Source organism: Planosporangium mesophilum, assembly GCF_016863255.1.
In the GTDB taxonomy this organism is placed as follows: Bacteria; Actinomycetota; Actinomycetes; order Mycobacteriales; family Micromonosporaceae; genus Planosporangium; species Planosporangium mesophilum.
Genome location: NZ_BOON01000015.1, coordinates 1 through 25,000, shown reverse-complemented (window position 1 = coordinate 25,000; position 25,000 = coordinate 1). Strand labels below are relative to the sequence as shown.

The 25,000-nt window shown below is 72.2% G+C and carries 18 protein-coding genes; 6 read left to right on the top strand and 12 right to left on the bottom strand.

Annotated elements, in window-relative coordinates; genetic code table 11:
* Positions 1-77: 77 nt before the first annotated feature.
* Together glnA (Pme01_RS07670) and Pme01_RS07665 are read left to right on the top strand one after the other, a co-directional pair.
* Complete coding sequence (glnA, locus tag Pme01_RS07670; protein WP_168114899.1) at positions 78-1,502, top strand: type I glutamate--ammonia ligase; 1,425 nt, start codon at positions 78-80, stop codon at positions 1,500-1,502.
* A 118-nt stretch (positions 1,503-1,620) separates the two neighbouring features.
* On the top strand, positions 1,621-4,212 hold the full coding sequence (locus Pme01_RS07665; RefSeq protein ID WP_373315468.1) for a penicillin acylase family protein: 2,592 nt from the start codon (positions 1,621-1,623) through the stop codon (positions 4,210-4,212).
* A 67-nt stretch (positions 4,213-4,279) separates the two neighbouring features.
* On the opposite strand, the gene Pme01_RS07660 is transcribed toward Pme01_RS07665, so the two are convergent.
* The 5 genes from Pme01_RS07660 to Pme01_RS07640 all read right to left on the bottom strand — a co-directional run bounded on the left by Pme01_RS07660 (position 4,280) and on the right by Pme01_RS07640 (position 10,691).
* A complete protein-coding gene (locus tag Pme01_RS07660; RefSeq protein WP_168114898.1) occupies positions 4,280-4,780 on the bottom strand; it encodes a hemerythrin domain-containing protein in 501 nt (166 codons plus the stop codon).
* Between the two features lie 67 nt (positions 4,781-4,847).
* Positions 4,848-6,404 (bottom strand): hypothetical protein, encoded by a 1,557-nt coding sequence (locus Pme01_RS07655; RefSeq protein WP_168114897.1) that lies wholly within the window; start codon positions 6,402-6,404, stop codon positions 4,848-4,850.
* Positions 6,394-9,333, bottom strand: coding sequence for a bifunctional [glutamine synthetase] adenylyltransferase/[glutamine synthetase]-adenylyl-L-tyrosine phosphorylase (locus tag Pme01_RS07650; RefSeq protein ID WP_168114896.1), 2,940 nt, complete (start codon positions 9,331-9,333; stop codon positions 6,394-6,396). Before Pme01_RS07650 ends, Pme01_RS07655 begins: the two co-directional genes overlap by 11 nt.
* Positions 9,334-9,418: 85 nt before the next feature.
* On the bottom strand, positions 9,419-10,207 hold the full coding sequence (locus Pme01_RS07645; protein WP_239088074.1) for a type 1 glutamine amidotransferase: 789 nt from the start codon (positions 10,205-10,207) through the stop codon (positions 9,419-9,421).
* Positions 10,208-10,265: 58 nt separating this feature from the next.
* A complete protein-coding gene (locus Pme01_RS07640) occupies positions 10,266-10,691 on the bottom strand; it encodes a VOC family protein (protein WP_168114895.1) in 426 nt (141 codons plus the stop codon).
* 245 nt (positions 10,692-10,936) lie between these two features.
* On the opposite strand from Pme01_RS07640, the gene Pme01_RS07635 reads away from it, so the two are divergent.
* The gene (locus Pme01_RS07635; protein ID WP_168114894.1) at positions 10,937-12,034 is read left to right on the top strand and encodes an MGDG synthase family glycosyltransferase; all 1,098 of its coding nucleotides are present in this window, start codon (positions 10,937-10,939) and stop codon (positions 12,032-12,034) included.
* Between the two features lie 10 nt (positions 12,035-12,044).
* Here Pme01_RS07635 and glnA (Pme01_RS07630) read toward each other — a convergent pair whose 3' ends face one another.
* A complete protein-coding gene (gene glnA / locus Pme01_RS07630; protein ID WP_168114893.1) occupies positions 12,045-13,397 on the bottom strand; it encodes a type I glutamate--ammonia ligase in 1,353 nt (450 codons plus the stop codon).
* A gap of 215 nt (positions 13,398-13,612) precedes the next feature.
* Between glnA (Pme01_RS07630) and Pme01_RS07625 the strand changes: the two genes are divergently transcribed.
* From Pme01_RS07625 to panB, 3 genes are all read left to right on the top strand, one after another.
* Positions 13,613-15,373 (top strand): NAD+ synthase, encoded by a 1,761-nt coding sequence (locus Pme01_RS07625; protein ID WP_168114892.1) that lies wholly within the window; start codon positions 13,613-13,615, stop codon positions 15,371-15,373.
* A gap of 6 nt (positions 15,374-15,379) precedes the next feature.
* Positions 15,380-17,311 (top strand): DUF4132 domain-containing protein, encoded by a 1,932-nt coding sequence (locus Pme01_RS07620; RefSeq protein WP_168114891.1) that lies wholly within the window; start codon positions 15,380-15,382, stop codon positions 17,309-17,311.
* Between the two features lie 104 nt (positions 17,312-17,415).
* Positions 17,416-18,255, top strand: a complete 840-nt coding sequence (gene panB / locus Pme01_RS07615; RefSeq protein ID WP_168114890.1) for a 3-methyl-2-oxobutanoate hydroxymethyltransferase — start codon at positions 17,416-17,418, stop codon at positions 18,253-18,255.
* A gap of 86 nt (positions 18,256-18,341) precedes the next feature.
* On the opposite strand, the gene Pme01_RS07610 is transcribed toward panB, so the two are convergent.
* From Pme01_RS07610 to Pme01_RS07585, 6 genes are all read right to left on the bottom strand, one after another.
* The gene (locus Pme01_RS07610) at positions 18,342-19,538 is read right to left on the bottom strand and encodes a cytochrome P450 (protein WP_203935488.1); all 1,197 of its coding nucleotides are present in this window, start codon (positions 19,536-19,538) and stop codon (positions 18,342-18,344) included.
* Entirely contained in the window at positions 19,535-20,299 is a 765-nt protein-coding gene (locus Pme01_RS07605; RefSeq protein ID WP_168114889.1) for a helical backbone metal receptor, read from the bottom strand. The genes Pme01_RS07610 and Pme01_RS07605 overlap by 4 nt, the downstream gene beginning before the upstream one ends.
* Complete coding sequence (gene npdG, locus Pme01_RS07600) at positions 20,296-21,003, bottom strand: NADPH-dependent F420 reductase (RefSeq protein WP_168114888.1); 708 nt, start codon at positions 21,001-21,003, stop codon at positions 20,296-20,298. The genes Pme01_RS07605 and npdG overlap by 4 nt, the downstream gene beginning before the upstream one ends.
* 62 nt (positions 21,004-21,065) lie before the next feature.
* Entirely contained in the window at positions 21,066-22,844 is a 1,779-nt protein-coding gene (locus tag Pme01_RS07595) for an AMP-binding protein (protein ID WP_275408505.1), read from the bottom strand.
* 38 nt (positions 22,845-22,882) lie between these two features.
* The gene (locus Pme01_RS07590) at positions 22,883-24,280 is read right to left on the bottom strand and encodes an RNB domain-containing ribonuclease (RefSeq protein WP_168114887.1); all 1,398 of its coding nucleotides are present in this window, start codon (positions 24,278-24,280) and stop codon (positions 22,883-22,885) included.
* A gap of 64 nt (positions 24,281-24,344) precedes the next feature.
* A complete protein-coding gene (locus Pme01_RS07585; protein ID WP_203935487.1) occupies positions 24,345-24,872 on the bottom strand; it encodes a hypothetical protein in 528 nt (175 codons plus the stop codon).
* Positions 24,873-25,000: the final 128 nt, after the last annotated feature.

The following is a 25,000-nucleotide window of genomic DNA, read 5'->3' as shown; positions in this document are numbered from 1 at the left end:
GTCGAGACATGGGTGGGCAATCCGGCCCCTCTACCGTCACTTCTAGTTTTGCGCCGAACGACAGTACTGGAGGACGTGTGTTCGCCAACCCCGAGGAACTCCTGCGATACCTCAAAGACGAGGGCGTCCGCTTCCTTGACGTACGCTTCTGCGACCTGCCCGGCGTCATGCAGCACTTCAACATGCCGGTCGAATCGGTCGACGACAGCATCTTCACCGAGGGCCTGGCCTTCGACGGTTCGTCGATCCGGGGTTTCCAGGAGATCCACGAGTCGGACATGATGCTCCTCCCGGACGTGTCGACGGCGTTCATCGACCCGTTCCGGATCGAGAAGACCCTCGCCCTGAACTTCTTCGTGCACGACCCGTTCACCCGTGAGGCCTACAGCCGCGACCCGCGCAACGTCGCCAAGAAGGCCGAGGCCTACCTGGCCGCCAGCGGCGTCGCCGACACCGCGTACTTCGGCGCGGAGGCGGAGTTCTACATCTTCGACTCGATCCGGCACTCGACCGCGGTGCACGAGGCGTACTACCACATCGACGCCATCGAGGGCGCGTGGAACAGCGGCCGCGACGAGCCGGGCGGCAACCGCGGCTACAAGACCGCCATGAAGGGCGGGTACTTCCCGGTCCCGCCGGTCGACCACCTCGCCGACCTGCGCGACCAGATGGTACGACGGCTGATCGACGCCGGTTTCACCGTCGAGCGCTCGCACCACGAGGTCGGCACCGGCGGCCAGTCCGAGATCAACTACAGGTTCGGCACGCTGCTGCAGGCCGCTGACCAGCTGCAGCTGTTCAAGTACATCATCAAGAACGAGGCCTGGGCCGCCGGCAAGACCGTGACGTTCATGCCCAAGCCGCTGTTCGGTGACAACGGCTCCGGCATGCACACCCACCAGAGCCTGTGGCTGGGCGGCGAGCCGCTGTTCTACGACGAGACCGGGTACGCCGGCCTGTCCGACGTGGCCCGCTGGTACATCGGCGGCCTGCTGCACCACTCGCCGTCGCTGCTGGCGTTCACCAACCCGACGATCAACTCGTACCGTCGCCTGGTGCCCGGCTTCGAGGCGCCCGTCAACCTGGTGTACTCGCAGCGCAACCGCTCCGCCTGCACCCGCATCCCGGTGACGGGCAGCAACCCGAAGGCCAAGCGCGTCGAGTACCGGGTGCCGGACCCTTCGAGCAACCCGTACCTGGCGTTCTCGGCCATGCTGATGGCCGGCCTGGACGGCATCAAGAACAAGATCGAGCCGCCGGAGCCGATCGACAAGGACCTGTACGACCTGCCGCCGGACGAGTTCGCCAACGTGCAGCAGGTGCCGGGCTCGCTGGACGCGGTGCTCGACCGGCTCGAGGCCGACCACGACTACCTGCTCGAGGGCGGCGTGTTCACGTCCGACCTGGTCTCGACGTGGGTGGAGTGGAAGCGCAAGAACGAGATCGACCCGGTCCGGCTGCGGCCCACCCCGCACGAGTTCGCCATGTACTACGACTGCTGATCGACGACTGAACCACGCCGAGAGCCGGGCCCGCCGTTACGTGCGGGCCCGGCTCTCGCGTCCCTAGGCCTTTCGGACGGTACTGACGGCAGGCCCGGTACCCCTAGAGTCTCGCGATGTGAATCAAGCACACGTTCCGCGCAGACGACGCCGGTGGCTGCGCATCCTGACCTGGTCGCTGACGGCGGTCCTCGTCCTCGCGCTGGCGGCCGCCGGGGGCGGGGTGTGGACCGTACGCCGGTCGTTCGCCCAGTACGACGGCGCGGCACGGCTACCCGGCCTGTCCGGCGCCGTCACCGTGTACCGAGACGCCCACGGCGTGCCGCAGCTGTACGCGAAGACCGCCGACGACCTGTACCGCGCGCAGGGCTACGTGCACGCCCAGGAGCGGTTCTGGGAGATGGACTTCCGCCGGCACGTCACCGCCGGCCGGCTGGCCGAGCTGTTCGGCAAAGACCAGGTCGCCACCGATGTCTACCTGCGCACCATGGGGTGGCGCCGGGTGGCGGAGCGGGAGTGGGACCTGCTGTCGGCCGACAGCCGCCGGTACCTGACCGCGTACGCGGACGGCGTCAACGCCTGGCTGCGCGAGCACGACGGCAGCCGGGCCAGCCTCGAGTACGCGGTCCTGGGCCTGCAGAACAGCGGTTACCGCGCCGAGCCGTGGAACCCGGTCGACAGCCTCGCCTGGCTCAAGGCCATGGCGTGGGACCTGCGCGGCAACATGGCGCAGGAGATCGAGCGCGCGGCGCTGCTCGGTAGCGGGCTCAGCCGCGACCAGGTCGAGCAGCTCTTCCCGGCGTACCCGTACGACCGCAACGCGCCGATCGTGTCCGGCGGGACCGTGGCGGCGGGGACGTTCGCCGCAACCGGTACCAGCTCCGCCGCCCCGGGCGGCGGGGGCGGGAGTGAGCTCGCGGCGGTGCCGCTCGGTCAGCTGAGCAGCGACCTCGCCGGCCTGCCGAAGCTGCTCGGTACGAACGGCGCCGGCATCGGCTCCAACTCGTGGGTGATCGCGGGCTCGCGTACCGCCACCGGCAAGCCCATCCTCGCCAACGACCCGCACCTCGGCGCGAGCATGCCGGCCATCTGGTTCCAGATCGGACTGCACTGCGAGTGCGGCCTGCGGGTGGAGGGGTTCAGCTTCTCCGGGCTGCCCGGCGTGGTCATCGGCCACAACGACCGGATCGCCTGGGGCTTCACCAACCTCGGTCCGGACGTGACCGACCTGTACCTGGAGAAGGTCGAGGGCGACCGGTACCTCGTGGACGGCCGGTGGCGGGACCTCTCCAAGCGCCAGGAGGTCGTGAAGGTCGCGGGCGGCCAGCCGGTGACGATCACCGTGCGGACGACCAAGGACGGCCCGCTGCTGTCGGACGCCTCGGAAGAGCTGCGCGCCATCGGCGCCGCTCCGCCGGCGACCGTCGCCGGCGCCGCGGCCGAACCGGACGCGAAGCAGAACCACGCGTACGCGGTGGCGCTGCGCTGGACGGCCCTGGACCCGGGTCGCACGATGGAGGCCGTGTTCACCCTCAACGCGGCGCGCAACTGGTCGGACTTCCGCAAGGCCGCGGCGCAGTTCGAGGTACCGGCGCAGAATCTGATCTACGCCGACGTCGACGGCAACATCGGCTACCAGTCGCCGGGGCGCATCCCGGTACGCGGCAGCGGCGACGGCCGCTGGCCGGCACCCGGCTGGGACTCGATGTCCGAGTGGAAGAGCTACCTCCCCTTCGACGAACTGCCCAGTGTGTACAACCCGGCGCAGGGCTACGTGGTGACCGCCAACCAGGCCGTCATCGGGCCGGAGTACCCGCGGTTCCTGACCGACGACTGGTCGTACGGCTACCGGGCCGAGCGCATCAACGAGATGATCGGGTCTGCCGGCTCGAAGATCAGCGTCGCCGACGTGTCCCGGATGCAGATGGACAACCGCAACGGGATGGCGCCGACGCTGGTACCCGTGCTGTTGAAGGCGCAGGCGACCGGCTCCGTGGAGAACGCCCGGGAGCTGCTGCGCGGCTGGGACTTCCAGCAGCCGGCCGAGGGCGAGCCCGGTACGCAGGAGGCGCGAAGCTCCGCGGCTGCGGCGTACTACAACGCGGTCTGGCGGCACCTGCTGTCGCGGACGTTCGACGAGCTGCCCGCCGAGCGCCGGCCGGACGGTGAGGACCGCTGGTTCGAGGTCGTTCGGGCGCTGCTGGCCGAGCCGGCGTCACCGTGGTGGGACGACCGGAGCACGCCGGTGCGCGAGTCGCGCGACGAGATCGTGGCGGCGGCGATGCGGGACGCGTACGACGAGCTGTCGCAGCGGCTCGGCGGCGACCCGGCGAGCTGGCGCTGGGGCTCGGTGCACGAGATCACCGTACGCAACCAGACCTTCGGCAAGTCGGGGATCGCACCGATCGAGTGGCTGTTCAACGTGGGGCCGGCCCCGACCTCGGGCGGCGGGTCGATCGTGAACGCGACCGGCTGGGACGCGCGCGTCGGGTACGAGGTGGACTGGGTACCGTCGATGCGGATGATCGTTGACATGTCCAACCTGGACGAGTCGCGCTGGATCCAGCTGATGGGCCAGTCCGGGCACGCGTTCAGCCCGCACTACTCCGACCAGTTCGAGCTGTGGCGCACCGGCGGGACGCTGCCGATGCGCTGGCAGCGGGCCACCATCGAGCGTGAGGCGGCGCACACGCTCACCCTGCAGCCCTGATACCAATGGTCCTGAAGGATTTTCCGTGTCAGAGCACGGAAAATCCTTCAGGACCATGGAAATGGGGTCAGGCGATCACCGCGTCGACGGCCTTCTTGAGCGCGCTCGGCTGGGTCGGCTTGCGCGGAGCGTCGTCGCGCTTCGCTATCATGGCCTCGCCGATCTCCTGCAGTTCCTTGCGGCCCAGACCCTCCCGGACCTTCGGGAACCACTCCTGCTCCTCCTCCTCGATGTGGTGCGTGACGTTCTCGATGAGGACGGTGGTCTTCGCGTCGAAGTGCTCGTCGTCGGGCTTCATCGCGAACAGCTCCATGCAGAGCACATCGGCGACGTGGTGCTCCTCGTAGGACTCCAGCACGTCGTCCTCGAGGTCGGGTAGTGCCTTGCGCACCGCCGGGTACATGATCTCGTTCTCGAGGTACGTGTGGACCGTCAGCTCCTCGATGATCTGATCGACGATCTTCCCCTTGGCGACCTTCGCCCCGTCTCCGGCCTGCTGGAAATCCCTGAACAGCTTGCGGATCCGCTTGTGGTCTTCCTTCAACAAAACGATCGCGTCGGTCGACATCTCGGCTCCTTCAAACGTCTCGGACACAGCTGTGGTGCCCTCAGGACCGCCGAATGAAACTCGCCGATCAGCAGTGGGACCGAGGCGACAGGCTGCTTGCGAGCCGGTACCGGCCGGGGCGCGTCACGCGTACGGTCGTCCACTCGTCCGGGCGGGGGGCCAGGCAGCCGGCCGGCCCGTCAAGGCTCGACCACCGCGACCACCGCACCCGTACCACCACGTCGCCGGGCGCGTCGGCCACCAGGGTGACCCCGGCGCCCGACGACTCCACCAACCGTGCCCCCGACACGAACGGGCCCGGGTCGACAACTGCGTACAGCCGCCAGGTCCGGTCCCGCCACACCTCCCGCAGGTACGGCGGCACCGTGGCGACGAGCGCCGCCTCCTGCCTGCCATACGTGTCCGGCACGCTCTCCGGCGCCAGCGCCACGTAGCTGACCGCGTTGCGGCGCAGCCAGGCCGCGTACCCGTCGCTGGACAGCGTGTTGCGGTAGAAGAGCGGATTGCGCTCCACATCGGCCTGCCGCTCCCAGCCCCGGGCCAGCGGTACCGCCGCCGCGACGTACGCCGTCTCCCAGTGGTCGCGTAGCGGTACCACCTCGACGCGGCCGATCGGCGCCCGCCGGGCCAGCTCGTCGGTGAGCGGGCGGTAGAACGCGGCCCGGGTCTCGGCCGACCCGGCGCGGCCCAGGTCGTCGAGGATCACCGGCGGCTGCCACCAGACGAGCCCGGCGCAGGCGGCGGCCAGCCACCGCGGCTCGACCGTGGCGAAGGCGGCCACCACCGGCAGGGCGAACAGCATCGGCAGCCGCAGCGCGTTCGACCCGATCGGACTGGGCAGGTAGAACGCCGCCAGCAGCAGGAGCACCGTGAGCACGGCGCCGTAGCGGACGGCCCGGTGCCGGGCCGGCACGATCACGAAGGTCGCCGCCGCGAGCGCGACGTTGATCCGCATCGACTCCGCGGTGAACGGCTGTACCCCGCCGTTGCCGAACAGCAGCGCCATCGGGAGCAGCGCGGCCACCGGGGCCAGGCACAGCACGAGGCTCTCCGGGTACCACCGGTACTGCTCCCGGTCGCGCCGGATCAGCCCGGCCAGCAGCAGCGCGCCGCCGGCCAGCCCGGCGAACAGGCCGGCGACCGGGCTCGCCCAGGTGGCGAGCGCCGCCAGCAGGGCGGCCAGGACCAGCCGGACCGGCCGGACCGGCCACGACGCCGCAACCGCGCAGAGGGCGAGCATGCCGAACGCGGTACCCACGGCGAACGTGGTGCGGCCGCTGACCAGGTTGGCGACCAGGACCACCGCGCCGAGGACGGCGCCGAGCAGCGGGCGGTGCGCGTGCCGGCGGGACAGCAGGTGGGCGAAGGCGACGGCCGAGACCACCGCGGCGAGCACCCCGAGCAGCCGTACCCCCAGCACCGAGCCGAGCGGCGCGGTGAGCAGGCTGTAGCCGAACTGGCTCTCCCCGCCGTACCAGCCGAAGTCGACGGGCACGGAACCGTTGCGGGCGAAGAACCCGGTCCGCGCCACCTGCGCCGACAGGTCGGTCCCCATCGGGGGTGCCAGCAGGTACCCGACGGACAGCACGAACGCGATCAGGCCAGCTGCCGCCTTAACCCGCATCGAAGATCCGTTCCACCACCTGGCGCGCCCGCCGCGCGGTTCGCAGGTACTCCTCGAGGAACTCCTGGGGGTCGCTGCCCTCCGGCCGGCCCAGCACCTGCGCGGCGCCGGCGAGGTCGACCCCGCGCCGGGGCAGCTGGTCCACCGGCCGCCCGCGTACCAGGGTCAGGGCGTTGCGGACCTGGGTGGCCAGCCGCCACGCCGCGTCGAGCGCCGCGGCGTCGACCGGGTCGACCAGCTGCGCGTGCGCGGCGGCGGAAAGAGCTTCGAGAGTACGCGTGGTGCGCAGTCCTTCGACGTCGTGGGCGTGCCGCAGTTGCAGGAGCTGGACCGTCCACTCCACGTCGGCGAGGCCGCCGCGGCCGAGCTTGATGTGGGTCGCCGGGTCGGCGCCGCGGGGCAGCCGCTCGTTGTCGACCCGTGCCTTGATCCGGCGGATCTCGGTGACCTGCTCGCGCGACAGCCCACCCACCGGGTACCGCGTCCGGTCGGCCAGCTCCAGGAACCGGGTGCCCAGGTCGGCGTCGCCGGCGACGTACCGGGCGCGCAGCAGTGCCTGCGCCTCCCACACCTTCGACCAGCGGGAGTAGTAGCGCCGGTAGGCGTCGAGGCTGCGTACCAGCGGCCCCTGCCTGCCCTCCGGCCGCAGGTCGGCGTCGACCCCGAGCGGCGGGTCGGGGCAGGGCATCGACAGCAGTCGCCGCAGCTCCTCGGCGACGGCGTGCGCCGCGCCGGCGGCCGCCTCCTCGGGCATGCCCGCGGGCGGCTCGTACACGAACAGCACGTCGGCGTCGGACGGGTAGCTCATCTCCGCGCTGCCCAGCCGGCCCATCCCGATGACGGTGATCGGCAGACCGTGGGGGTTGGCGATGGCGAGCGCCGCGGCGAGGGTCGCGTCGGTCACCGAGGCGAGCGCCTCCCCCACCGCGGTCACGTCGAGCAGGCCGAGCAGGTCGGCGGCGGCGATGCGGAACAGCTCACGGCGGCGCAGCGCCCGTACCGCCGCGATCGCCTGGGCCGGGTCGTCGTGCCGGGCCGCCGCCGCACCGAACCCGTCGCAGAGCACGGCGGTCGAGCGGGGTACCAGCTCGCTGTCGTCGGCGAGCAGTCGCAGCGCCTCGGGGTCCCGGCTGAGCAGCTCGGTCACGTACCGGGACAGTCCGAGCAGCCGGGACAGCCGCAGCGCGACCGGCCCCTCGTCGCGCAGCAGCCGCAGGTACCACGGGGTGCTGCCCAGCTTCTCCGACACCTGCCGGTACGCCAGCAGCCCCCGGTCCGGCTCGGGCGCGTCGGCGAACTCGCTCAGCAGCGCCGGCAACAGTTGGCGCTGGATCAGCGCGGTCCGCGACACTCCGCCGGTGAGGGCCTGGATGTGGCGCAGCGCGCCGGCCGGATCGGCGTACCCGAGGGTCTTCAGCCGCGCCCCGGCCGCCTCCGGCGTCAGCCGCAGCTCCTCGGACGGCACCCGGGCGACCGCCTCCAGCAGCGGCCGGTACAGCAGCTTGGCGTGCAGCCGGCGCACGTCGCCGGCGTGGCGGTGCCAGTCGGCGGAGAACGCCTCGACCGCGTCCCGCCGGACGTCGCCCCGGTACCCGAGCGAGTGGGCCAGCCAGCGCAGCGCCTCGGGGTCGTCGGGCACCGTGTGGGTACGCCGCAACCGCTGCAACTGCAGCCGGTGCTCGACCGTACGCAGGAACCGGTACGCCGTACCCAGAGCCTCGCCGTCGGTCCGGCCCACGTACCCGCCGTCGATCAGCGCCCGCAGCGCCTCCAATGTGGACGTCGACCGGAGCGACTCGTCGACCCGCCCGTGCACCAGTTGCAGCAGCTGCACCGCGAACTCGATGTCGCGCAGGCCGCCGGGGCCGCGCTTGATCTCCCGGTCCAGCTCGGTACGGGGTACCGCGTCGATGATGCGCCGCCGCATCGAGCGCACCTCGTCGACGGCCTCGGGGCGCTCGGCGGCGTGCCAGATCAGCGGCTGGAGCTCGCGCAGCCACTCGGCGCCGAGCTCGGTGTCGCCGGCTGCCGGGCGTGCCTTGAGCAGTGCCTGGAACTCCCAGGTCTTCGCCCACTTGCGGTAGTACGCCAGGTGCGACGCGAGGGTACGCACCAGCGGCCCCCGGCTGCCCTCCGGGCGCAGCGCGGCGTCGACCGGCCACGCCACGAGCCCGCAGATGTGGATCAGCCGGCTCGCCAGCAGCGCCGCGGCGCGCAGCACGACCTCCTGGTCGACGTCGGGTCCGGCCGGCTGAGTCGGCTCGGCCGGCGCAGCGACGAACACCACGTCGACGTCGCTGACGTAGTTGAGCTCCCGGCCACCGCACTTGCCCATCGCGATGACGGCGAGGCGGCAGGCCTGGGCCTCCTGCGGCTTCTCCGCCGCCGCGATCGCCAGGGCTGCCTGGAGGGTGGCGTCGGCCAGGGCGGACAGCGCCGCCATGGTCTGCTCCAGCTCGGAGCCGCCGGTCAGGTCGGCCGCGACGATGCGGAGCAGGCTGCGCCGGTACGCCTGGCGCAGCGTCGGCACGTCGGGCGCGTCCTCGAGCACGGGCCCGTCCAGCGGCGCGGCCAGCACCCGCCACTGGCCGGGGTTCGCGACCAGGTAGTCGCCGAGGGTCGCCGACGCGCCGAGCACCGCGAGGAGCCGCCCGCGCAGGGTGGCGTCGGACAGCGCGGCCGCCAGCACGTCGCTCGAACCGTTGCGCCGTTCGGCCTCCACCATGCGCTGCAACTGCAGCAGCGCCAGGTCGGGGTCGGCCACCTGGGCGAAGGCCTCCAGTAGCAGTTCGGCCCCGTCCCCGGCCGGCCCCCGACCGGCCTCGTCCCACAGCTCGAGCCCCTGCGGCCCGAGCAGTTCGCGGGCCCGGGCGCCGTCAACGAACCCGTACCGCACGAGCCGGGCCGTCGCGCTGACCGGCCTGCTCACCGTGGCCACCCCATGGTCTCTCTGCGATCTTGGATACCGATCGGGCCTGTAGTACCGCCACGTGTCCGAGATCGCGGAAACGCCATCATGCTCCGATCACCGGCAGGTGCCGCGAACCGATGGCCGTCGGACCGGTCAGCGCGAGTGCCGCGAAGCGCTTCGCGAACGGCCGCCACACCTCCTCGACGTCGTCCATCACCGCGTCGCACGACTCCAGCAGCTCGATCGGGTCCTGCCCCAGGTCGGCCAGCACGTCCAGGTTGCCGGAGGCCCACGCGGCGATCATCTCGATGTCGCACTCGATGTGGAACTGCACGCCCCAGGCCGCGTCACCGAGGCGGAACGCCTGGTGCGCGTAGTGGGTCGAGGCGGCCAGCAGCACCGCGCCGGCCGGAAGCTCAGTGATCTCGTCCTGGTGCCACTGCAGCACGTCCGGCGCGAACGGTACCGCGCCGAAGAGCGGGTCGGCCTCGGCCACGTCGCGACGGGCGACCAGCCGGGCGCCGATCTCCGGGCCGGACGGACTGCGCTCGACCGTGCCGGCGTGGGCGGTCGCGAGCAGCTGCCCACCCAGGCACACCCCCAGGGTCGGTACCCGTCCCCGGACCGCCTTGCGCAGCAGCCGCTCCAGCTCGGGAAACCACGGGGCGCCGGGCTGGCCGTCGGGCCCCGGGTACGCGTTCTGCTCTCCGCCCATCACCACGAGAGCGGCGTAACCGTCGAGGCTGTCGGGTACCGTCGCACCGGCGTACGGCCGCAGCACGTCCAGCTCGAGGCCGCCCTCGATCAGCCAGTCGCCCAGTCGGCGGACGTCGTCGGTCGGGTCGTTCTGCACCACCAGGCATCGCCGGCCGCGCGGGGTTTCGCTACTCACGCGTCGAGGCTATCGGGTGTCACCGACCGAGCCGTCAACACTCGTCACTCCCAGCGAGTCAGTGCAAGCAGAACTCGTTACCCTCCGGGTCCTGCATGATCACCCACAAACCGCTCCAGTCCTCGACGGCGCGCTGCTGGGTGGCCCCGAACGTCTCCAGCCGGGCGGCCTCCTCGAAGATCCGCTCCCGCCGGGCCTCGGTCGGGGCGTCCGGGCCGCCGCTGACGGCGAGATCCAGGTGGACCCGGTTCTTGGCCGTCTTCGGCTCCGGTACCCGCCGCAGGCAGATGCCGGGGCCGATGCCGTCCGGATCGATGACCGCGCTCCACTCGGACGCGGGGACGCCCCGCGCCCGTAAGAAGTCCTCCCAGGTCGGGTACCCGTGGGGCGGGTCCTGCACCTCGTATCCGAGCACCTGCGCCCAGAACTCCGCCAGCTTCTCCGGCTCGGCACAGTCGATCACTACTCGCACCCGGGTGGCCATGGTGCGTTCTCCTCCCATCGGGCGTGCCCTTCACCCGGCATTCCTGCCCACCGTTGCCGGCCCAACTCTGTGATCACCGAGAGTTTTGGGTGGCCCAGCGCCCAAACCCTCAGTTATCACGGAAGAAGCGGCGGGCGGGGTACGACGATCCGGCGACCCCGATCCGATACAGGGTCATCGATTCAGGGCCAAGTCGGGGACACACCCGGATGGCAGTCGCACGGCCGTAGCGGCAGGGTCGGGGCATGACTTCTCAGCCCCGCGGGGCGCGCCGGATCGCCATCGTCTCGGCCAGCATCGGCGCCGGCCACGACGGCGCCGCCGGGGAACTCGGCCGCCGGCTCACCGGCGCCGGCCTGCACGTCGAGGCGTTCGACTTCCTCGACCTGCTGCCCGCCTCGCTCGGCGCCGTCCTGCGCCGGCTGTACCGGACCGAGCTCCAGGTCGCGCCGCACAGCTGGGAGTGGCTGCTGGGCGCGCTGCAGCGGTACCCGGCGGTGGCCGCCACGGCCGAGGCGGCGGCCGGGTTGGCACGCCGCGCGACCCGCCGCCGCCTCGCGGCCGGACCCGACGCGGTCGTCTCCACATACCCGTTGGCCAGCCAGGTGCTGGGGCAGTTGCGGCGGCGCGGGGCGCTGGCCGCGCCGGTGGTCACGTACCTCACCGACCTGTCGGTCCATCCGCTGTGGGTCGCCAAGGGCGTCGACCTGCACCTGGCGCTGCATCCGGTCGCCGCCGAGCAGGCCCGGCTGGCCGGCGCCGGCCGGGTACGGGTGACCACACCGGCCCTCTCCCCCGGATTCGGACCGATCGGTGACGCCGGGCGGCGGCTCACCTCCCGGCGCCGCTTCGGCCTGCCCGGGGCCGCGCCGCTGGCACTGGTCGTCGCCGGCTCCTGGGGCGTGGGTGAGATCGCCGAGGCCGCCGCCGACCTCGCGGCGACCGGCCTGGTCGTACCCGTCGTCGCGTGCGGGCGCAACGACGTGCTGCGCGAGCAGCTCGGCGCGCGTGACGTGATCGCGCTGAGCTGGACCGACGAGATGCCGGCACTGCTCTCCGCCTGTGACGTCGTCGTACAGAACGCCGGCGGCCTCACCTCGCTGGAGGCGCTCGCGACCGGCGTACCGGTGCTCACCTACCGCAGCCTCGACGGCCACGGCCGGACCAACGCCGCCGCGCTGGAAACCGCGGGCTGGATCCCGTGGGTCCGCCGCCGCGACGAACTGGGCCCGTTCCTCGCCTGGGCGCTCGCCCGCCCCGTGGCCAGGGCGCCGTTCGTCGGCGACGACCCGGCCGCGGTCGTCGCCGAACTCTGCGACGACCGGGAGATGGCCGTGCTGTGAAAGGCGACGGTCAGAGCATCGTCAGGTAGCGCTGCCGCTCGTACGGCGTCACCACCCGGCGGTACTCCTCCCACTCGGTGCGCTTGTTCTTGAGGAAGAAGTCGAACACGTGCTCGCCCAGGATCTCGGCCACCAGTTCGGAGCCGGCCATCACGTCGAGCGCCTCGCTGAGGTTCTCCGGCAGCGCCTGGTACCCGGCCGCCTTGCGCTCGGCGTCCGACAGCGACCAGACGTCGTCCTCGGCGCCCGGCGGCAGCTCGTACCCTTCCTCGATGCCCTTCAGGCCGGCGCCGAGCAGCACCGCGTAGGCCAGGTACGGGTTGCAGGCCGAGTCCAGCGAGCGCACCTCGACGCGGGCCGAGTTGGGCTTGCCGTAGGCCGGTACCCGCACCAGGGCGCTCCGGTTGAGGTGTCCCCAGCACACGTACGCCGGCGACTCGGTGATCCGGTCCGGCAGCACCTGCGGGAACAGCCGCTTGTACGAGTTGACCCACTGGTTGGTGATCGCCGTGAACTCCCGGGCGTGGGTGAGGATCCCGGCGATGAACGCCCGGCCCACCTTCGACAGCTTCATCGGGTCGCCGGGGTCGTGGAACACGTTCCGCTCGCCCTCGAACAGCGACAGGTGCGTGTGCATCCCGCTGCCCGGCTGCTCCGAGAACGGCTTGGGCATGAAGGTCGCGTGCACGCCGTGGGAGAGCGCGACCTCCTTGATGACGTGCCGGAACGTCATGATGTTGTCCGCCGTGGCGAGGGCGTCGGCGTAGCGCAGGTCGATCTCCTGCTGGCCCGGGGCCACCTCGTGGTGGCTGAACTCGACCGAGATGCCGATGCGCTCCAGCGACAGCACCGCCTGGCGGCGGAAGTCGCGCGCGGCGGCGTGGGTGGTGTTGTCGAAGTACCCGCCGGCGTCTACCGGGCGCGGCGCGCTGCCGTCGGTCGGCGCGTCCTCGAGCAGGAAAAACTCGATCTCGGGGTGGGTGTAGAAGGTGAAACCCTTCTCGGCGGCCTTCGACAGCGCGCGGCGCAGCACGTGGCGCGGGTCGGCCCAGGACGGCGAGCCGTCGGGCAGCACGATGTCGCAGAACATCCGGGCGCTCTCGCCGCTCGCGCCGCCCTCGAAGGGGAAGACCTGGAACGTGGTGGGGTCGGGCATGGCGACCATGTCCGACTCGTACACCCGGGCGAACCCCTCGATGGCCGAACCGTCGAAGCCGATGCCCTCGTCGAACGCCGCCTCCAGCTCCGCCGGCGCCACCGACACGCTCTTGAGCGTCCCCAGTACGTCGGTGAACCACAGGCGCACGAACCGGATGTCGCGCTCCTCGAGGGTACGGAGGACGAACTCCTGCTGACGATCCACTGCGTTCCCCTGCTGCTTCTGGTCGACCGGGCTTCCTGGTCGAATGGTATTCCTGCTCGGCTCGCGTCCCTGATCGACTGAGCGACTCCGCTCATTCCGGGCAAAGTCTTGCCCGCGCTTGTTACGCGGACGTTACGGCGCGGGGCCAACCAGGGTTTTTCCGGCACCGGCCGGGCAACCGACCGGCCACCAGCCGCCTGCGAGAAGATGGATACATGCCGCAGCTCCGCATCGCCCTCGCCCAGGTGGACTCGACCGTCGGCGACTTCCCCGGGAACGCCGCGATCGTGCGCGACCACACCCGCAAGGCGGCCGACGCCGGCGCCCAACTCGTCGCGTTCCCGGAGATGATGCTGTCCGGGTACCCGGTCGAAGACCTGGTGTTCCGGGAGTCGTTCGTGGCCGCCTCGAAGAACACGCTCGATCGGCTGGCGGCCGACCTCGCCGCCGACGGCCTCGGCGAGGTCGCGGTCGTCGTCGGCTACCTGGACGCGGACGGGCCGGCCAGGCTCGGCGCCGACGCCGTACCCGACCGCGGGCCGCGCGACGCCCTCGCGCTGCTGCACGGCGGCCGGGTGGTCACCACGTACTTCAAGCACCACCTGCCCAACTACGGCGTCTTCGACGAGGACCGGTACTTCGTACCCGGCGACACGCTGCGGATCGTCCGCATGGCCGGGGTCGACGTGGCTCTGACGGTGTGCGAGGACATCTGGCAGCCGGGCGGGCCGTTCGCGGTGGCCGGGCGGGCCGGGGTCGGCCTGGTCGTCAACATCAACGCCTCACCGTACGAGAGGAACAAGGACGACGTCCGGCTACCGCTGGTCCAGCGCCGCGCCGCCGAGGCGGGCGCCACGGTCGCGTACGTCAACATGATCGGCGGCCAGGACGAGCTGGTATTCGACGGCGACTCGATGGTCGTCGCGGCCGACGGGACGCTGCTGGCCCGGTCGCCGCAGTTCGACGAGCACCTGCTGGTGATCGACCTGGACCTGCCGGAGGCGGATCCGGCGGCGGCCGACAGCTTCGACGGCGGCGAGATGCGGGTGGAGCGGCTGCGCCTGGACGGCGACCTGCGGGCGCCGTCGACGGAGTCCGCCGCACCCGGCGTCGCGGAGCGCGTGGGCGACGAGGCCGAGGTGTGGCGGGCGCTCGTGCTGGGCCTGCGCGACTACGTACGCAAGAACGGCTTCCGGTCGGTCGTACTCGGGCTGTCGGGCGGCATCGACTCGTCCGTCGTCGCGGCGATCGCCTGCGACGCCATCGGCGCGGAGAACGTCGTCGGGGTGTCGCTGCCCAGCGGCCATTCCTCGGAGCACTCCCGCGACGACGCGGCCGAGCTGGCCAAGCGCACCGGGCTGGACTACCGGATCGAGCCGATCCAGCCGATGGTCGACGCGTTCCTGTCCAACATGTCGCTGTCCGGGGTGGCCGTGGAGAACCTCCAGGCGCGGGTACGCGGGATCATCCTGATGGCGCTGTCCAACCAGGAGGGACACCTCGTCCTCACCACCGGAAACAAGAGCGAGCTGGCGGTGGGCTACTCGACCCTGTACGGCGACTCCGTCGGCGGCTTCAACCCGATCAAGGACGTGTGGAAGACCCTGGTGTGGCGGCTCGCGGAGTGGCGCAACGCCGACGCGGCCCGACGCGGCGAGACCCCGCCGATCCCGGAGAACTCCATCACCAAGCCGCCGAGCGCGGAGCTGCGCCCGGGCCAGCTCGACACCGACTCGCTGCCGGACTACGCCGTCCTCGACGCGATCCTCGTCGGGTACATCGACCGTGACCTGGGCCGCGACGAGCTGATCGCGGCCGGCCACGACCCGGCGCTGGTCGACCGGGTGCTGCGGATGGTGGACCTGGCCGAGTACAAGCGCCGCCAGGCCGCGCCGGGGCCGAAGATCAGCATCAAGGCGTTCGGCCGCGACCGCCGGCTGCCCATCACCAACCGGTTCCGGGAGGGAGCCGTCTAGGAGCTCATGGCACCAGCCCTGGACCCGGGTGAGCGCTGGGGCGCTCGGGTGACCGCCGACCTGGACGCCCTCGGGCCGTCCTGGCGGGAACTGGTCGCGCACGCCGCGACGGCGACCTCGGCCCGCCCGTCGGGTCGCTGGCAGGAGCGGGCGCGCAGCCTGCTCGCCGACATCGGGCCGGACGAGTTCCGGGCTCGCGCGGTCGACTGGTTCGCCCTCGTCGGCCGGCCCCGCACCGCCGGGGACACCGGATCGGCCGACCGGCTCAGCCCGCGCAACGCGACCGTCCTGCGCGGCCTGGCCTGGATGCTCGCGCTGGTACCGGCGCACCACGACGCCGCCCGCGCGCTCGGTGACCTGGTCGAGACCGCCCTGTGTCGGGTCGCCGGCGTCGGTCCGCGTAGCCCGAAGGTGGCGAACGCCGCGGTGTACGCGCTGTCGCGCTTCTCCGGCGACGCCGGGCTGGCTCAACTCGTACGGCTGGCGAGCCGGGTCCGCTACCGCGGCACCCTCAACCGGATCCACGACGCACTGGACGCCCGGGCGAGCGCGCTCGGTCTGTCCCGTGAGGAGATCGAGGAGCTCGGCATCCCCACGTACGGCCTGACCGAGGTGGGCCGCCGGGTCGAGCGGGTCGGCGACGCCACCGCCGAGCTGGTGGTGTCCGACGGTCACGCGCACCTGTCCTGGCGCGACGCCGGCGGGGCGGCGCTGGCGTCGGTACCGGCGGCGGTGCGCCGCCAGCACGCCGACCGGCTCGCCGAACTGCGGGGCACGGCCCGGGACATCGGCAAGATGCTCACCGCGCAGCGTGACCGTCTCGACCGCCTGTTCATCTCCGCCCCCACCTGGCGCTTCACGCTCTGGCAGGAGCGGTACTCCGACCACCCACTGGTCGGCACGCTGGCCCGGCGCCTGATCTGGACGGTGAACGGGCTGCCGGTCGGGTACGCGGACGGCGAGCTGCGCACCATCCAGGACGTGCCGGTACGCCCGGAGCCGGCCGCGACCGTCGAGCTGTGGCACCCGGTCGGCCGCTCCGACGACGAGGTACAGGGGTGGCGCGACTGGCTCGAACGCCACGGCGTCCGGCAGCCGTTCAAGCAGGCGCACCGGGAGGTGTACCGGATAACCGCCGACGAGGAGGGGGCCGTCTCCTCCGACCGCTTCGCCGGTCACGTCCTGCGCCAGCACCGGTTCCACGCCGTCGCCGCCCGGCGCGGCTGGCGGGACACGCTGCGGATGGCGCGCGACGACGACGCCCCCGCGCCGGCGACCCGCGAGTTGCCCGAGTGGGGGCTGCGCGCGGAGTTCCTTCTCGCGCCGGCCGACGACCGGGAGACGTTCGCGTCCGGGGCGTACCAGCAGGTCGTCACCGGACCGATCCGGTTCGTCCGGCTCGGCGGCCCGGCTTTCACCGGCCGGCCCGACCCGGTACCGCTGGACCGGGTGCCACCGCTGGTGCTCAGCGAGATCCTGCGGGACGTGGACATCGCCGTCGGGGTCGCCAGCGTCGGTAGCGACCCGGCCTGGCGCGACGGCGGCCCGCAGGGGCGCTACCGCGACTACTGGCGCTCGTACCGCTTCGGTGACCTGTCGGCCGCCGGCCGGACCCGGCGCGACGTGCTGACCCACCTGCTGTCCGGGCTCGGGGTCGGTGACCGGGTACGGGTCGGCGACCGGTTCCTGCTGGTCCACGGCGACCTGCACGACTACAAGATCCATCTGGGCTCGGGCGGCGCCGTGATGAGCCCGGACAACGCGTACCTGCCCATCGCGCCGAAGCAGTCGGCGCGCGGCGGCGACGGCGGCGCGTTCGTACCCTTCGACGACGACGAGACGCTCCGGAACATCCTCGGCACGGCCCTGCTGCTGGCCCACGACGCCGAGATCAGCGACCACGGGCTGCGGCACGATCTGGAGCAGACGTCCCTGTGAGATTGTCCATCGAACACTGCCGGGTACCACAGCGCCGATGCGACGATCGACCTCATAGCCCGGGGACCCGACGGAGGGCCTCGAGGAGTGTGAGGGAGACAACGATGTCCCAGCCCGAGGTGGCGTCACTGTACGGCGGAGTCACCAGCCGCCGGGTACGCACCCGCGATCTGCTCGCCGCCAAGGAGCGCGGCGAACGGTGGGCGATGCTCACCAGCTACGACCAGTACTCGGCCTCGATCTTCGACGAGGCCGGCATTCCGGTGCTGCTGGTCGGCGACTCGGCCGCCAACAACGTGTTCGGCTACGAGAGCACCCTGCCTATCACCGTCGACGAACTGCTGCCGCTGGTCCGCGCGGTGGTACGGGCCACGAAGCGCCCCCTGGTCGTCGCCGACCTGCCGTTCGGATCGTACGAGGAGGGCCCGGCCCAGGCGCTGCGCACCTCGGTCCGGTTCATGAAGGAGGGCGGCGCGCACGCGGTCAAGCTGGAGGGCGGCCGCCGCTGCGCCGACCAGATCGCCGCGCTGACCGGCGCCGGCATCCCGGTGATGGCGCACCTCGGCTTCACACCGCAGAGCGAGCACACGCTCGGCGGGTACCGGGTGCAGGGGCGCGGGGACGCGGCCGCGGAGGTGCTGGCCGACGCGTACGCGGTGGCCGAGGCCGGCGCGTTCGCGGTGGTCCTGGAGATGGTGCCCGGCGAGGTCGCCAAGGAGATCACGCACGAACTGCCGATCCCGACGGTCGGGATCGGCGCCGGGCCGGACACCGACGCCCAGGTACTGGTCTGGCAGGACATGGCCGGCCTGCGTACCGGCAAGGGTCCGCGCTTCGTCAAGCGGTACGCCGACCTGGCCGGGGTGCTGTCCGAGGCGGCGCGCCGCTACGCCGACGAGGTACGCGAGGGCGCCTTCCCCGCCGCGGAGCACACCTTCCAGTGACCGCGTGATCGGCACGACCTGCGCATCGGAGGTCGTGGTCTCAGTACCACCCCGAGACCACGACCTCCCGGTGGTTGTGACGATCTTCAGACCTCGACGAGCAGCGACTCCAGGCCGCGAAGGATGTATCCGGGCTTCCACGTCGGCGTCTCGACCGGCTTCATCCCGGGCGCCTTGGCGAGCAGCGCGCCGAACGACGCCGCCAGCTCGATGCGCGCCAGTGGAGCGCCCAGGCAGTAGTGGATGCCGGCGCCGAACGTGATGTGCGGGTTGTCGGCGCGCCCGAGGTCCAGCCGGGCCGGATCGGTGAACACGGCCGGGTCGTGGTTGGCCGAGCCCAGCAGCAGCGCGACCTCGCTGCCGCGCGGGATGGCGACGCCCCGTACCGTGATGTCCTCCAGGACCCAGCGCTCGAACATCTGCGCCGGGGTGTCGTAGCGCATCAACTCCTCGATCGCGGTCGGCAGCAGACCCGCCGGATCGGCCCGCAGCCGCGAAAGCTCATCCGGGTTACGGAACAGCGCCCACCAGCCGTTGCCGGTCGTGTTCACGGTCGCCTCGTGCCCGGCGTTGAGCAGCAGTACGCAGGTGCCGATCAGCTCGTCCTCGGTCAGACCCTCGACCTGGGTGAGCGCGCTGACGAGGTCGTCCTGCGGCTCCGCGCGCCGGCGACGGGCCAGGGCACGCAGGTAGTCGGAGAACTCCAGGCAGGCCCGTACCGCCCGATCGGCGACCTCGCGGGACGGGTTCAGCTCGTACATCCCGCAGATGTCCGCCGACCACGGGCGCAGCAGGTGCCGGTCGGCCTCGGGTACGCCGAGCATCTCCGCGATGACGGTGACCGGCAGCGGCTCGGCGATCCGGGCGATCAGGTCTCCCCCGCCGTCAGCGACGAACTCGTCCACGAGTTCATCGGCGATGCGCTGCACGGTCGGCCGGATCGCCTCGACGCGCCGCGCCGTGAACGCCTGCGAGACGAGACGGCGCAGCCGGGTGTGGTCGGGCGGCTCCAGGTCGAGCATGCCGTTGCGGACGACGTGCCAGAACGGCGCGAGGTGCTCCGGGTCGTCGGGGCGGCCCATCTCGGCGTGGCTGGCCACGTGCAGGTACGTGCGCCCGAGCCGCCGGTCCCGCAGCAGGGCGTTGACGTCGTCGTACCGGGAGATCAGCCACTGGCCGGTCGGCTCGAACCAGCTCACCGGCTCGGCCTCGCGCAGGCTCGCGTACACGTCGTAGGGGTGCGCCACGAACAGCGGTGACCAGGGATCGAATGCGGGTGTCACGCGGGAGATCGTAGCCAGGCCTGCGACGACAACTGACGGCCCAGCACCTCCCGCGCCTCCGCGAGGGTCGGCCCGTACCAGGTCAGGTGCCGCCCGGAGACCAGCGCGCAGGGCTGGCCACCGAAGGCCTCCGGGCCGTCGACCGCGCTGAAGGCGTACGGCTCGTCGGGCAGGACGACGAGGTCGGCTTCCGGGATGTCCGCGAGCCTCGGGCGCGGGTACCGCTGCGCGTCGCCGGCGTAGAGGTTCACCAGCCCGAGCCGGGCGAGCAGGTCGCCGGCGAACGTCCGGCCACCGAGGACGACCCAGGGACGGCGCCAGACCGGTACGACGACGCGCAGGGCGTACTCCGGCGGCGCGGCCCAAGCCCGGCGGGCCTGCTCCAGCCAGGCCGGTGAGTCGGCGCCGAGGACCGACAGCATCCGTGACAATGACCCGAACGCCTCGTCGAGGGTGCGCGGGAACGTCACCCAGACCCCGACCCCGGCGGCCCGCAGCGCCTCGACGTCCTCGGGCCGGTTCTCCTCGGCATTCGCGAGGACGAGGTCCGGCGCCAGCGCGAGCACGGCGTCGACGTTCGGGTACTTCGAGCCGCCGACCCGCGCCACGTCGAGGTCAGCGGGGTGGACGCAGTAGTCGGTGGCGCCGACCAGCAGGCCCGGCGCGCTGACCGCGACCGCCTCGGTCAGCGACGGTACGAGCGAGACGACCCGTCGCGGCGGGGCCGCCAGCGGAAGCGGCTCCCCCAGGTCGTCGTTCACACGTCTGTGATGCGGATGCCGGCGTGCGCCTTGTACCGCCGGTTGAGGGCGATGAGGTTCGCGGTGAGCCCTTCGATCTGCGCGGCGTTGCGCAGGCGCCCGGCGTGGAGGCCGCGCATCCCGTCGATCCGGCCGGCGAGCGCCTGCACGACCGCGGCCGCCTCCCGGTCGTCGCCGAGGACGAGCACGTCGAGGTCCATCGCCGCGACCTCAGGGTCGATCAGCAGCACCGCGCTGACGTGGTGGAACGCCGCGCACACCCGCGAGTTCGGCAGCAGCGCCTCCGCCTGCTGCGCGGCGCTGCCCTCGGGCACCGGCAGCACGTACGGCCCCTGCTTGTCGAAGCCGAGCGGGTTCACGCAGTCGACGACGATCTTGCCGGTCAGCTTTTCGGCGAGGCTTTTCAGCAGGTCGTCGTGGCCTTCCCAGGGCACCGCGACGATGACCACGTCCGAGTCGGAGGCGTACGCGTTGTCGCCGCCGGTGACGTGGTTGCCGTTGACCAGGCCGCTCACCACGCCGGGCATCGCGGCGATCTCGGCGGCGGTCTGGGAACCCCGCTCCGCCGAGCGCGAGCCGATGCGTACCCGCTGGCCGGCGCGGGCGAACCGGTAGGCCAGCCCGCGGCCCTGCGGGCCGGTGCCGCCAAGGATGCCGACGGTCAGGTCCGACACGTCCGGCAGGGTGCTCGGGTCGAAGCTCATTCCGCCAGTCTCCCAGAGTCGGTCAGCCGTGCACCCCTGCCGTCATGATCGTCACAACATGATCAGGACTTCAGCTCGGGGAAGTCCTCTTCCCAGTACTCGTGCGCGCCGCGACCCTCGCGGCTGTTCTCCTGGCCGCGCAGCTCGACCCGGCGGATCTTGCCGGAGATCGTCTTCGGCAGCTCCGCGAACTCGATGCGCCGCACCCGCTGGTAAGGGGCCAGCCGCCCACGCGCGAACCGCAGCAGTTCCCGCGCCATCTCGGGCCCGGGTCGGTGCCCCTCGGCGAGCACCACGTACGCCTTGACCACGGCCAGCCGCACCGGGTCGGGCGCGGGCACGACGGCCGCCTCGACCACGGCGTCGTGCTCGATCAGCGCGCTCTCCAGTTCGAACGGCGAGATGCGGTAGTCCGACGCCTTGAACACGTCGTCGGTACGCCCGACGTAGGTGATGTACCCGTCCGCGTCCCGGAACGCGACGTCGCCGGTGTGGTAGAGCCCGTCGCGCATGGCGTGCGCGGTGTGCTCGTCGTCGTCGAGGTAGCCCTTCATAAGACTGACGGGGCGCTCGGCCGAGCCGTCACCGGCTGCTTCGCCGCCCAGGTCGAGGCAGATCTCGCCCTCGGCCCCGTCCGGTACCCGCTCCCCCGTCAGCACGTCGGCGAGGACGATCCGGTACCCGGGCAGCGGCCGGCCCATCGAGCCGAGCTTCAGCGGCTGGCCGGGCGGGTTGCCGATCTGGGCCGTGGTCTCCGTCTGCCCGTACCCGTCGCGCACGGTGATGCCCCACGCGGCCCGTACCTGCTCGATGACCTCGGGGTTGAGCGGCTCACCGGCCGCCACGCACTCCCGGAACGGCACCGTCCAGGCGCCCAGGTCGGCCTGGATGAGCAGCCGCCACACCGTCGGTGGCGCGCAGAACGTGGTGACACCGCAGCGTACGACGGCGTCCAGCAGCGCTTTCGCGTTGAACCGGGCCTGGTTGACGACCAGGACCGTCGCGCCCGCGTTCCACGGTGCGAACACGTTGCTCCACGCGTGCTTGGCCCAGCCCGGCGAGGAGATGTTGAGGTGCACGTCGCCGGGGCGCAGGCCCTGCCAGTACATGGTGGACAGGTGCCCGATCGGGTACGACGAGTGGGTGTGCCCGACAAGCTTGGGCCGGGCGGTGGTACCGGAGGTGAAGTACAGCAGCATCGGGTCGTCGCCCCGGCTGCGGCCCTCGATCGCCTCGTCGCCTCCGAACTCGTACGCCTTGTCGTAGGCGAGCCACCCCTGGACCGGCTCCCCGACGGCGACGTGCGTCCAGCCGCCCTCGATGTCGGCGAACTTCGCCGCGTCGGCGCTGCGGGCGACCACGTGGTCGACCCGGCCGCGCTCGATGCGGTCGCGCAGGTCGTCGGGGCCGAGCAGGGTCGACGCCGGGATCACGACCGCGCCGATCCGGACGGCGGCGAGCATGACCTCCCACAGCTCGACCTGGTTGCCGAGCATGAGCAGGATCCGGTCGTACCGGCGCACGCCCTGCGCCCGCAGCCACGCCGCCACCTGCTTGGCGGTCGACGACATCTCGGCGAAGCTCCGCTTCGTCTCGCTGCCGTCCTCCTCCACGAGCCACAGCGCGGTCTGGTCGGGCCGCTCCACGACGAGCACGCCGTCGAACCAGTCGACCGCCCAGTTGAACGTCTCGAGCTTCGGCCACCGGAAGTCGCGGTACGCGGTGTCGTAGTCGTCGCGATGGTCCAGCAGGAAGTCACGGGCGGCCCGGAACTCGGTTCCGGCGACGACATCCGGGATCGAGCCGTCGAGTTGGGCGTCGTCGGACTGCGGGTCGAGCACGCGGCCCACCTCCTCGGGGCATGTGGCGTATCGCACGCTCAGGCTAGTCCGAAGACGACCTTTCGCCGAGAGGGATCGGCTTCGATCAGACGTACGCGCACCCGGGTGCCCGGCACGAGTCCGTCGCCTTCGCAGCGCGCGCGGACCGGGGGCTCGTCCAGCGCGACGACGCCCGGGGCGGTGTCGAGCACGGCGGCCTCGAAGACCTCACCGACCCGCCCGGCCAGCAGGACGACCTCCACCAGGTCCACCGCGCCGCGCTCGGCCGCACCGGCGACCCGGTCGGTCGACGACATCACCTCGGGCAGCTTCGGCAGCGCCTGCCGTACCCAGTCGGGCACTTCGGCGCCGCCGTACAGCGCCAGGCAGACCTCGGTCGCGTACCGGTCGGCCAGCCGCCGCAGCGGCGCGGTCACGTGCGCGTACGGTGCGGCCACCGCCCCGTGGCCGGCGTCGGCCGGCGCCTGCCCCTCGAACGCCCGGTACCCGGCGCCGCGCATCAACTCGGCCGCCTGGTCGAGGAAGGCCGCGGCGCGGGGATCGGCCGGGTCGAGCGTCGCGATGACGGCACCCGCCTGCACGCCGGCGGGCCAGAGCACGCCCAGCGCGGGCGCTGCCGCCCGCAACTTCTCCACCGCCTCGGCCCGGGGCGCGGGCATCGTGCGCAGCAGGCCCACCCGACCGTCGATCATGATCTTGGCCGCCGACACCCCGGTGAGCAGCGAGATCTGGGCGTTGTACTCCTCCACGGCGAGCGGCGCGCGCAGCCGCAGCCGCCAGCCGTCCCCGTCCCGCTCGATCTCCTGGTCCGGCATCGGCAGGTTGATGGCGCCCCGCGCCAGACCTCGCTCGATGAGCAGCTTGCCGATCTCGGGAAGCAGCGCGACCGGCTCGGCGAGCCGGCCGGCATCCACGTCGGACTGCACCCGCTCGTAGTCCAGCTTGGCGCGGCTGCGGACGAGCGCGCGCTCGACGTGTACCGCCACCGTGGCGCCGTCGGCGTCGAGGTCGATGGTCCACAGCACGGCGGGACGGGGCCGGTCGGGCAGCAGGCTCGCGGCGTCCTCGCTGAGCACCTTCGGGTGCAGGGGCACCTTCCCGTCGGGCAGGTACACCGTCTGCCCGCGACGCCACGTCTCGGCGTCCAGCGGACCACCCGGGTGTACCCAGGCCGCGACGTCCGCGATCGCGTAGTGGACGCGGTAGCCACCCCCGGAGCGCCGCTGAAGGCACATCGCCTGGTCCAGGTCGAGCGAGGTGGCCGGGTCGATCGTGGCGAACTGCAGGTCCGTGCGGTCGACCGGGGGTACCGGAGGATCGGCGGCGCTCCGCTCCGCCTCCTCGGCGGCCTCTGCCGGGTACTCCTCCGGCAGCTTCAGTTCGCGGCGCAGCACGCCGAAATCGATGTGGGGCGCACGTACGCGTCGAAGTGCCACGGGTATGTCCTACCCCACTCGCGCGTACGGCGCCCCACCCGGGTTGTTTCCGTACGGTCTCGCTTTACTTCTGGACGGTCTCGGTGCCCGGCGCCCCGGCGGTCGCCGCCCACTCGGCGCGGCCGGCGTCGCCGCTCGCGCCGGTGGGCATGTCACCGGGCCGGGCTTGCCCGGCCGGAACGTCACGGCCCAGCGCCACCGCCTCGCGCGCCTCGGCGGGCCGCTCGGCGGGCTCCGGAGCCGGCGTCGCGACTGCCGTCCGGGTACGCGCGGAGGTCGCCCGCTTGGCCGGCGCGGCCTTCGTGGCGGCCGTGGTGCGCTTCGCGGGCGTGGTACCGGTCTCGCCGTTGCCGCTACCGGCGGCGCGCCGGCGCGGGGCCGGCACGGTGGCGCCGGTGGCCCTCGTGGCCGCCTTCTTCGCGGTCCTCGTCACCTCGGTCGCCTTCGCCGCCGCCGACGTGGCCGCCTTGGCCGCCATGTCCGCGGCGGACTTCGCGGTGTCGGCCGCCTTCGTCACCGCCGCCTTCGCGGTGTCCGTGGCCTTCATCGCGGTGTCCGTGGCCCGCTTGGCGGTGCTAGCGGCCTTGGACACGGCAGACTTCGCGGTCTTCGTGGTGGTCCTCGCCGCCGGTCTCGTGGTCGTCTTGGCGGCCGTCGTCTTCGCCGCGGTCGTCTTCGCCGCGGTGGCGGTCGCCTTGGTGGCGGTCGCCTTGGTCGCGA